This window comes from Aeromicrobium tamlense (genome assembly GCF_013408555.1).
Classification (GTDB): Bacteria; Actinomycetota; Actinomycetes; order Propionibacteriales; family Nocardioidaceae; genus Aeromicrobium; species Aeromicrobium tamlense.
The window spans coordinates 1,564,790-1,575,018 of sequence record NZ_JACBZN010000001.1; the positions used below are offsets into that span (position 1 = coordinate 1,564,790).

General features: G+C 67.8%; 8 protein-coding genes. 7 read left to right on the plus strand and 1 reads right to left on the minus strand.

The window, feature by feature from the left end; genetic code table 11:
- Positions 1 to 71: 71 nt before the first annotated feature.
- Positions 72 to 3,611: a MobF family relaxase gene (mobF, locus tag BJ975_RS07810; protein ID WP_218845772.1), complete on the minus strand. Its 3,540-nt coding sequence runs from the start codon at positions 3,609 to 3,611 to the stop codon at positions 72 to 74.
- A 348-nt stretch (positions 3,612 to 3,959) separates the two neighbouring features.
- Between mobF and BJ975_RS07815 the strand changes: the two genes are divergently transcribed.
- The 7 genes from BJ975_RS07815 to BJ975_RS07845 all read left to right on the plus strand — a co-directional run bounded on the left by BJ975_RS07815 (position 3,960) and on the right by BJ975_RS07845 (position 10,206).
- A complete protein-coding gene (locus tag BJ975_RS07815) occupies positions 3,960 to 4,571 on the plus strand; it encodes a hypothetical protein (protein ID WP_179424602.1) in 612 nt (203 codons plus the stop codon).
- Positions 4,572 to 4,684: 113 nt separating this feature from the next.
- Entirely contained in the window at positions 4,685 to 5,512 is an 828-nt protein-coding gene (locus tag BJ975_RS07820) for a hypothetical protein (RefSeq protein WP_317628303.1), read from the plus strand.
- 220 nt (positions 5,513 to 5,732) lie between these two features.
- A complete protein-coding gene (locus BJ975_RS07825; protein ID WP_325064604.1) occupies positions 5,733 to 6,215 on the plus strand; it encodes an SAF domain-containing protein in 483 nt (160 codons plus the stop codon).
- A gap of 1 nt (position 6,216) precedes the next feature.
- Positions 6,217 to 6,984 (plus strand): hypothetical protein, encoded by a 768-nt coding sequence (locus BJ975_RS07830; protein WP_179424608.1) that lies wholly within the window; start codon positions 6,217 to 6,219, stop codon positions 6,982 to 6,984.
- The gene (locus BJ975_RS07835; protein ID WP_179424610.1) at positions 6,981 to 8,459 is read left to right on the plus strand and encodes a CpaF family protein; all 1,479 of its coding nucleotides are present in this window, start codon (positions 6,981 to 6,983) and stop codon (positions 8,457 to 8,459) included. The genes BJ975_RS07830 and BJ975_RS07835 overlap by 4 nt, the downstream gene beginning before the upstream one ends.
- A complete protein-coding gene (locus tag BJ975_RS07840) occupies positions 8,456 to 9,304 on the plus strand; it encodes a type II secretion system F family protein (protein WP_179424618.1) in 849 nt (282 codons plus the stop codon). Before BJ975_RS07835 ends, BJ975_RS07840 begins: the two co-directional genes overlap by 4 nt.
- Positions 9,301 to 10,206 (plus strand): type II secretion system F family protein, encoded by a 906-nt coding sequence (locus BJ975_RS07845; protein ID WP_179424626.1) that lies wholly within the window; start codon positions 9,301 to 9,303, stop codon positions 10,204 to 10,206. Before BJ975_RS07840 ends, BJ975_RS07845 begins: the two co-directional genes overlap by 4 nt.
- Positions 10,207 to 10,229 lie beyond the last annotated feature (23 nt).

Sequence of the window (10,229 nt, forward strand, 5' to 3'; positions counted from 1 at the left end):
CTTGGACGCACTTCCGACTTTCCGCGCATCCTGGCGATGTGACGCACCCCTTGCTGCATGCCCCAGTCCACCTATGGGTGCGCAGCGTCCAGACGTACGGCCGAAAGTGGCCCTGTAGCTTCCGGGCGACAGGAGGTGGCGAGAGACCTAGCCCTCTCTGACGCTTCGGCGGCGTGAGCACGGTCGCGTCGTTGGTGGACGTCGGCGGCAGTCCGGTCCCTGCCTCCCACTTCTTCCGGATACCGGTCGCGGTATGCAGCGACGATCCGAAGTTCGTGCATCCAACGATCCAGCGCTTGCCGTCCAACGGGAGGCGGACCGAGGCGTCGCGTCCAAGGTTCCCCATGGGCGAGAGCAGCGTGCGCCAGCGCTCGGGCTTGGGCTTCGATGGCTGCTTGCAGTTGGGCCAAGGCATCGGCGATTTCTCCTGGCATGGCTCCGTCTGCGGCAGGGATGAGACCCCCGATGAAACGCACCTCGTCCCGGGGCACTTCAGGTTGCGTAACCCGTGCCTCGCGCGCGAGACGGTCAATGAGCACGGCTCCGATATCCTCCGCATCTTGTAGCGATCGACGATTGACGATCCGAGGCAGTCGTTCCGCGAGAACCATGCCTGCGGCTTCGGCCCGGCGGAGCTCGGCGGAGAGGGGGCCAAAGGACTCCGCACGGATGATCGCGGAGACCTGCTCATCCGCCAGTCCGCTCCTCCTGAGCATGTCAACCCACCGATCGTGTTGGGCGACGGCCGCGAGTGTTTCGTACTCAGCCGCGACCTGGGCGATTGAAGACCAGCGCCGCTGTTCGGCCTCGATCACTTGGTGCGCAGAGAGCTCGGCACCAGAGTGCCGCAAGACGCCGAGCATGACGGCTCTTGCGGATGCATCTCCGGCGTCTGCGGCGTGGGTGTCGTCTGGGCAGTCGAGCGCGACATAGGCCGCGTTCCGCTCTCGGCCGCGGGTCATGGAAACGTACAGGCTCTCCTTCGTTGTCGTACGTGACACCACGACGTGTGCCGTGTCGACCGTGAGGCCTTGTGCCCGATGGGCGGTGACGGCGTATCCGAGTTCGACGTGCTCGGCGACATATGTCGCCGGCAGAGTCGCCGCACTGCGTCCGGGCGGGCTCGGTCTTTCGACGTCAAGCGAGCCGTCGCGACCGACACTCGCGACGCGCCACCGGTCCCCGTTTCGGACCCAGCTACCACTCCCCTGCCCGAGCCTACGGTCGTTGGTCCGCGTGATGACGATGTCACCGGCGGACGCTCGAGTGCCATCGGCCAGAAGGACGTCACGGCCGGCGCTTGTGTCGCCGTCCAGGATCCGTTCTGCTCGGGCTCGGGTGTTCAGGTCGATCACCGAGCTGGCGGACTCGGCCACGAGGACGCTCTCGCGGCCGGCTCGGACATCGGCGCGCCATGCGAGATAGGCGGCGTCGTTCATGTCTCCTGTGGCGCCTTCACGAACGCGGCCGTGGCGGATGTAGGTGTCGATGGCTTGGTCACTCCCGCGCCGGAGCTCGAGGGAGGCTCGCTTCTCCCACTCGTGCGTGAAGCGATGAACATCGCTGAGTTCGGGGACGTCGTCCCGGTTCTGTGCCAGGAGATTGAACGCTCCCCCAGCATCAACCGATTGGAGCTGTGCCCAGTCGCCGACCAGCAGCACTTTGGCACCGGCTTCAGCCGCCAGGGCGGTGATCCGGTCCAGGGTGAGCGTCCCGGCGAGGGTCGCTTCGTCGATAATGACAAGTTGGCCGCGTTGCAGTTCGGTTCCGCCGTGGTCGTGGTCGTACAGCCATTTGGCGGTGTTTTCGCACGCGATGCCCAGATCGTCCGCGAGGACCTGTGCCGCGGTTGCGCTCGGCGCAAGCCCAATGACGCTCCCTCGACCGTGCTGGGCCTGCCAGTCCAGACGAAGCGTGCGCATCGCGGTGGTCTTGCCTCCCCCCGCCGGCCCCACCAAGAGATCGAGTCGCCGTCCTGACGACGCGATGTTCCGGAGTACATCCCCTCCCCGCTCGGTTCGGCTCACTGCGGATTCGTCTTGAAGCGAGTACCGCGAAGACTCGCCGAGGCTCAGAGTGGGAGCCGTCCTGTCGTTGGCGCGCGCCAGGAGGCGGTCTTCCGCGCCGAGAAGTTCAACCGAGCTGTAGACGACGCCGTGCCGAGGTCGAAATTGCGAGGTGCCGTCTGCACGCGTAAAGATCGCCGGGGTGGCCGCGAACTCTGCCGGAGTCAGAGCGAGTGATTGTCCCTTGGCGTCGGCGACGATCATGGCCGTGACGTCTTCTCGATCCTGGGCGCTGGCGAATCGCCAGCCCATGGTCTGACGCGCCGCCTCGGCCCAGAGGTTCCAGTACCGCCATGTCGATCGCTTCTCACTCACAGTGTGGACGACGGCCGCTGCTGTCGACGAGATGACGTCGAGGCTGATGTCATCGGCGCGGAGCGCGGGTTGCGGTCGAGTTGCTCGAAGGAGCCCTCGGGTCCACGCCGACCCGTCTCTCCCGAGAACTCGGCCGGCGCGTGCACGCCATTCTTCTGTCAGGTCAGCCAAGGAGCGCACCTGCTTGTCTGGGCGGCTCGCGAGGGTCGCGTGGGCGCGAAGTCGGATGACTGTCGTGCGGGACGGCCTCCGTCCATGCTGAGCGACATAGTCCTCGATGAGGCGGTCCTTCTCCAGCTCGATGGCGCGGGCGCGCCCGGAGAAGTGCTTGACAAGGAGGTCGGGCACCAGCGCCAGCTCCCACGCCGGAGTGCGGTCCTGGCCCCGCTGACGCTGCTCCCACTCCAAACCAAGATTTCGGCTGAGGCGGTCAGCGAGAACGGCGTTGTAGTGCTCAGAAAGCGCCACAACGGCAGCGTGGAGTGGACGGCTGTCGAGGCTGCGCCACTTTCCATCGCTCTTGGTCATGACCTTGTTGGAGATGACGACGTGCGTGTGTAGCTGCGGGTCGCCGACGCGTGAGTCCCAGTGGTCGAAGGCAGCCGCTGCCACCCCAACGACCTCGACTTGGGCCACCGCACTTTCGCCGTTGCTCCGCCCGACCCGCGTGGCCGCGACCTCCCGCTCCAAGAGCGCCAGTACCTCGCTGACGGCGGCGTGGTGCTCCTCGACGATCCGGGCCTGCGTTCCGGCGTCCGCGACTCCCCATAGGACCGACACCGACTTCGGCACTGAGAACGTGAAGTCGAATCCCGCCACCGCTCGGCTCTCGCCATGAGCTTGCTCCTCGGACTCGATGACGCCGAGCGCGGCGGACCGCTGGTCCGGGCTGAGCGCGGCGCTCAGGGTCGCAGCACGACTGGCCACTCGGTCGCGGATCGAGGCGTACTGCGGGAATGCAAGTCCGAGCTTCTCTCCAGTGCGCGGATCTCGTCCGGCACCAAGCAGCAACGCGAGTTGCTCCTCCGTGACCGGCTCTCCTGGAGACAGTGTCCCCTCGCTCAGGGCCTTGAGTCCCGCTCCCATCCAACGGCCTGGCGGTGTGCCTGCCTCGGCGTAGTAGCGGGTCATCGGCGTCGACAACGCGCGGTTGCCGTCGGCGGCCACGACGCTCTTGAGCAGGTATTTGTATCCGTCCCCGGCGGACATGACCTTCATCGATACCGTCATCGGCTTTGCACCTCCCGCTCAGCGAAGGTGTCCAGCGGGGACCACAGCACCAATTTGCGCCGACTTATCCACAGGTTGCCCTTCACGGAGCCCACCTCAGGTGCCAGACGTGTAACCCTCCAAACACCGGTCGCGAACACCCAGGCGGCAGGGGGTGTTCGGAACCCGCGGCACACCTACGCAGCAGGACATCGACTTCGGGAGGCGGAATGGACGATGGAAGACAGTTGCATCTGGTCCTCCACCAGTGACTCAATAGGTCGTGATGGCGTTCTCACCGGCCGTCGGCGACCACGTCATCTGCATCCCCCGCGCATCAACCGAGGGGGAAGGCAGGCATCGGGGGCCATGACGATCGCACGAAGCACGCGAGTTCTGGCGACGGCAGCACTGCTGTTCGTCGTTCTCGCAGCCTGCTCGGACAGCAACGGCGACCCCGCGACGAGCGACTCGACCTCGACGACGTCCCCTGCGTCCGCTACGACGCCACCAACCGAGTCTCAGAAGGCCGCGTCGGTAGCGGAGGCGAAGCTCCGCGAGTACTTCGCAGTCCGCAATCGCCTCCGTCAGGACCCGAGCCAGTCATTCGGGGCCTTGAAGAGGATCGCGATCAGTACGGAACTCACTGCCCAGCAACGGCTCTTCGAGAAGGCCCGACGCGACCGCGTCCATCAGACCGGTGAGACGAGGATCGCCGAGTTGAAGGTTCGGAACATCAACCTCGACAACTCTGATCCACAGGCCGGCAAGGTTCCCGTCGTGCAGATCGATGTCTGTTACGACGTCAGCGATGTAGACCTGGTTAACGAAGACGGCCAGTCCGTCGTGAGTGCCGATCGGCCCGAGACGGGTTGGATCAGGTACACGGTTGCGAACTACGAGTGGGATTCCGATCCCGATGGCGCGTGGCGAGTTGCTTCGGGCCAGGACATCGAGCGAACGCCATGCGCCGCGCTCTGATCGACATCGTCCTCTGCCTCCTGACTGCCTCTTGCGTTTGTGCGCTCGGCCTCTCGGCTTCAGTAGCTGCACCGGAATGCCAAGTGGTCGACCCCGAGAGCGGTGAGTGCTTGGTGACGGTCGAGGTCCCGTCTGAGCCGAGCGACCCCGGTGACATTGGAGAAGCTCCGAAGGACTCAGGTTCGGGGGCCAGTTGCTACTGGGATGGGACCAAGAGCGGGATCTCGAAGCCTCCTCCTGGGCCGGTGCCGTGCAGCACCGACTTCGGGTACTGGTCGAACGCCCTGAACTGCTATGTCCGTCTCGCCGATCCGCAACCGGTCGCCGGCGACCCGGCGTGGCAGGGTCACGAGCCGGGCGACGGCAACGTCTACGAGTGCTGGCAGCCACAGACCGATCTGCAGATCCAGGTCTGGTCGGCGACTCCGCCGGTGAACTCGGGAGCGGGTCCGACGCCGCGAGAGGTCGCCCAGATCGCCGTGGACCGAATGGGACTTCGGGCGATCGACATCGGGATCGTGCCCGAGCCTGGCCCTGACCGCATCGGGATCGTGGGGATGCCGGTCTGGATGTGGGTCGCCTCGCCAAGCCGGCAAACGTGGGGACCGATCACCGCGTCCGCGTCCGCGGGCGGCATCACGATCACCGCCACCGCGCGGGTGGAGAGCATCCGCTGGGACATGGGCGACGGCACGGAGATCACGTGCCGCAACAAGGGCACGGCCTACAAGGCGGCGTTCGGGAAGTCGAAGTCGCCGACGTGCGGTCACACCTACGAGACATCGAGCGGTGGCCTGCCCGACGACACGTTCACGGTCACCGCGACATCGGCGTGGGTCGTGTCGTGGGAGGGCGCCGGCCAGAGCGGAGTGATCCGCCTGGACGGGTTGCAGAGGTCGGTCCGCGTGGCCGTCGGCGAAGCGCAGGTGCTCGTGCAGTAGCGAGCCTCCGGGGTGAAGGGCAGTGAACATGAGTACAGCCGTTCGAGACGACAGGACCATCGACCACGGGCCAGACGGTCCGGCCGGACCCCCCCTCGCTCCCCCACCCAAACTGAGGCGCCGACCGGGGCTGGTCGCAGCCGCAGTCATCCTGATCGGCCTGGGCGGGCTCCTCGGAGCGTGGGCCTGGACCGCGGCCACCAACAGCACCGAGGTGCTGGTGGCCCGAGCCGACATCGCCCGCGGTTCAGTGATCGAGGCCGACGATCTGGCCCGGGTGCAGATCAGTACCGACCCCGCCCTGGACCCGCTGCCGGGCGCGGCTCTGGACACGGTGGTCGGCAAGCGCGCCGCACTCGATATCGCCGAAGGTGGCCTGGTCACCCGCAGCGCGGTAGCTGCGACCGTCGTACCGGCCGACGGTGCATCGGTCGTCGGTGTCGCGGTCACGCCGGCCCAGGCACCGTCGGAACCGTTCCAGGTCGGCGACAACGTCCGCGTCGTCGTCACACCCGCGGCCGGGGAGGCGGCCCCCGCTCAGACCCCCGCCTTCAGTACGGCCGAGATCGTGGGCACCCGATACTCCGAGGAGACCGGCCAGCTGGTCGTGGATGTGCAAGTCGCCGAAGGTGAAGCGGCCACGCTGGCTGCACGAGCGGCCACCGGCAATGTCGCCATCGTTCTGGACAGTCGGGAGCGGTGAGATGGCCGTCATCACGCTCGCTTCCGCGTCCGGGTCGCCCGGCGTGACGACGACCTGCCTGGGATTGGCCTTGTGCTGGCCGCGCCCGGTGTTGCTGGTGGAGGCCGACCCCACCGGCGGGTCCAGCCTGCTGGCCGGCTATTTCAGGGGCACCCGCGAATACCGCGCGGGCGTCGTCGAGTTGGCACTCACCGGCACAGATCTCACCGACACCCTCGCCGAGGTTGCCGAGCCGATCAACGACACGCCCGTCTCGTACGTCGCCGGCACCAGATCTCACACCCAAGCCGCCGCGCTGCGGGACCTCTGGGAGCCACTGTCGGTCGTCCTCGGAGACCTCGAGGCGACCGGCCAGGACGTCATCATCGACGCCGGACGGCTCGGACTGACCGGCTCCCCCACTCCTTTGCTCGACAACGCCGACCTCGTCCTGATCGCGACCAGGACTTCACTGCCCGCACTGTCGGCCACCAGGTCGTGGGGCGACGCCGTCGCCCGGTCGCTCGTCCATTGGCGCGAACCTCAACTGCTCCTCGTCGGCGAGGGCGATCCCTACCGCGCCCGCGAGGTCACCGCGGCAGTGAAACTCCCGGTCCTCGCAACGCTCGCCGACGACCCGGAGTCCGCGGCAGTCCTCCACCGTGGGGCACCGCCATCGCCCAAGTTCGACTCCGCTCCCTTGGTGCGCAGCTTGAACGCAGCGGTCGCCGCGGTCCATGCGGTCGTCCGCGCCCAGCGTCTCGACCTCGTCGAAGGAGCAGCGCGATGACGACTGAACCCACCGACAGTCTGGCCGCCGAGCTTCTCGACTTGCCCCTGTTCGCCACCCCACTGCCCCTGCTGAGTGTGCCCGCCGGGCCAAACGGCCACCAGACCCTGCCACTGCCCACCTCCGACGCGGCGAGCGCCGTCCCCGTCGACTGGCCGCTCGTCGCGACGTTGCGGGCCCAAGCATCCGATCGACTCAGCCAGGCCGTGGCGTCCGACCGCGGCCGGCTGCCTCAGACAGCGCAGCAGGAACTCGGCCGAGCGATCGTGCTGGACCTGATCGAATCGACGCTGACCGATCGAGTCAACGACGGCGCCGCGACGATGACCCCGATCGAGCAGGACGCGACAGCCCGCGCCGTGTTCGACTCGCTGTTCAGACTCGGCCGGCTGCAGCCGCTGGTGGACGACGACCGGGTCGAGAACATCATCATCACCGGTCACGACCGGGTCCTGCTCGAGCTCACCGATGGCAGTCTCCTCGAGGGTCCACCGGTGGCGGACTCCGATGAGGAGTTGATCGATTTCCTCGTATTCCTCGCGTCTCGGAGCGAGGTCAACGCACGCGGATTCTCCGAAGCTCAGCCGCGTCTGCACCTGCGCCTCGACGGCGGCTCGCGACTCGCCGCGGCGGCGTGGGTGACACCGCGACCCTCGGTGGTGATCCGCCGGCATCGGCTGATGCAGATCACCTTGGACGAGCTCGTTGGCCGGGACATGCTCACGCCCGTGGCGGCGTCGTTCCTTCGTGCCGCGGTCCGGGCACGCAAGAGCATCGTCGTCTCCGGCGGCCAAGGCGCCGGCAAGACCACCCTGGTCCGCGCGCTGTGCGCCGAGATCGACCCGCTGGAAGCTATCGGCACCTTCGAGACCGAGTACGAGCTGCACCTGCACGAGCTCCCCGACCGGCACCGCATCGTGCACCCCTGGGAAGCCCGACCCGGGTCCGGCGAGCGAGGCCTGGACGGACGCCAAGCCGGTGAGTTCACTCTCGACGAGGCCCTGGTGGATTCGTTCCGGTTCAACCTGCAGCGCCAGATCGTCGGCGAGGTCCGGGGCCGCGAGATCTGGGCCATGATCAAGGCGATGGAGTCCGGCACCGGCTCGATCTCCACCACCCACGCGTCCGACGCCATCGCTGCGCTGCGCAAGCTCGTGACCTGCGCGATGGAAGCCGGCTCGCACGTCACTCACGACCTGGCCACCAGCAAACTCGCCGCCACCATCGACCTCGTCGTCCATCTGGACATGACGACCGAGACCGTCGACGGCGCCGCCAGGCGACGGCGCCGGGTGGCCGAGATCATCGCCGTCGACCCCGGCGAACGCGAAACCGGCTACGCCGCCACCCACGTCTTCGCCCCCGGCACGGACGGTGTCGCCGCCCCATCCGTCCTACCCGACGGGTATCGGGCACTGGCTGCCCGCGGGTTCGATCTCGCAACTTACCTGGCGCAGCAGGAGGCGCGGCCATGATCGTGCTCATCCCCGCTCTCGCGGGTGCCCTCGTCGTCTCTGGCGTGATGGGCCTGGTCATCGGCCTACAGCCGAGCGAGCACGTGGACCGGCCGGCCCGACCACATCGAACCCCGCGACTGTCCAAACAGACACGGCGACTGCTGCTCGCGGGCGTTGCCGCCGGCGTTTTGGCGTTCGCGATCACCGGGTGGGTGCTGGCGCTGGTCGCTACGCCGGTCGCATTCGTCGGTCTCCCGGTCCTGCTCTCGTCGTCATCGGCGCAGCAGCGGATCGTGCGGCTCGAGGCGATGGAGGAATGGACCCGCACCCTCGCCGGTGTGCTGACCGTGGGCGTCGGACTTGAGCAGGCGCTGGTCACGTCACTGCGCTCGACCCCGGCAGCGATCGAGCCGGAGGTCACCCGTCTGGTGTCACGGCTGCGGGCCCGGTGGAAGACCGAGGACGCCCTGCGCGCGTTCGCCGACGAGCTCGACGACGCCACCGGTGACCTTGTCGCCGCGAACCTCATCCTCGGGGCGCAACGCCGCGGCGCCGGGCTGGCCAGCGTGCTGGAAGGGCTCGCCGAGTCCGTCGCCGCCGACGTGCGCGCACGCCGCCAGATCGAAGCCGACCGGGCCAAACCCCGGGCGACCGCGCGCTGGGTCACCCTCATCAGCGTCGGGGTGCTGGTCGTCCTGGCGATCTCCGGCACCTACGTCGAACCGTACCGATCCCCGCTCGGGCAGGTCATCCTCGTCCTGCTGCTCACCGCCTACGTCGCCACCCTCGTGTGGACGAAACGCATGGCGATCGGCCGACCGATGCCCCGCTTCCTGGCCACCACCGACGGAGTCGCGCCATGACCACCGGACTGCAGCTGATGCTCGCCGCTGGGATGCTGATCAGCCTCGGACTCGTGCTGCTGTCCGTGCGGTTGCTGCCGGCCGAACCCGATCTGGTCGACGCGCTCAACCGGCTCTCACCGCAACGACGGATCAACGCCGGCGACGACACAGGCGGAGCACCTCGCGGCAAGGAACGCGTCGGCGTGTGGGCGATCAAGCACCTGCCCCCGGTGCTGTGGGTCCGGACCCCGATCCGTGAGCTCGCGTTGCTGCGGATCCCGGTCGCCCGGTTCTACGGCGACAAGCTCGCCTTCGCCGGCCTCGGTCTGCTTATCGCGCCACTGCTGGCGTTGCTGTTCGACCTGCTCGGGCTCGGCCTGCCGTTCGTGATCCCTGCGCTCGGGTCCGTGGCCCTGGCGGGCGTGATGTTCTTCCTGCCGAACTACAACGCCGTCGACGACGCCCGCAAGGCCCGCATCGAGTTCTCTCGCGCCCTGGGCGCCTACATCGACCTAGTCGCCCTCGAACGCAACAACGGCGCCGGGGTGCGCCAGGCGATGGAAGCGGCCGCGAACGTCGGCGACTCGTGGGTGTTTCGCCGCCTCAGCGAAGAACTCACCCGATCGCGGTGGTCCGGGCAGCCCCCGTGGGACGCCCTGCACGCGCTGGCCGACGAACTCGGGCTCCCCGAGCTGGACGACTTCGCCGACATCATGCGCCTGTCCGGAGAGGAGGGCGCCTCCGTCTACACGAACCTGCGCGCCCGCTCCGCGGCCATGCGCACCGCCATGCTCGGCGACGAGATCGCCGAAGCCAACGCCATCGGCGAGCGCATGACCATCCCCGGCTCCCTGCTCGGCGTCATCTTCATGGCCCTGCTCGTCACCCCAGCCCTGCTGCGGATGTTCATCAACACCTGACCCTCAACGGAAGGACCACTCAT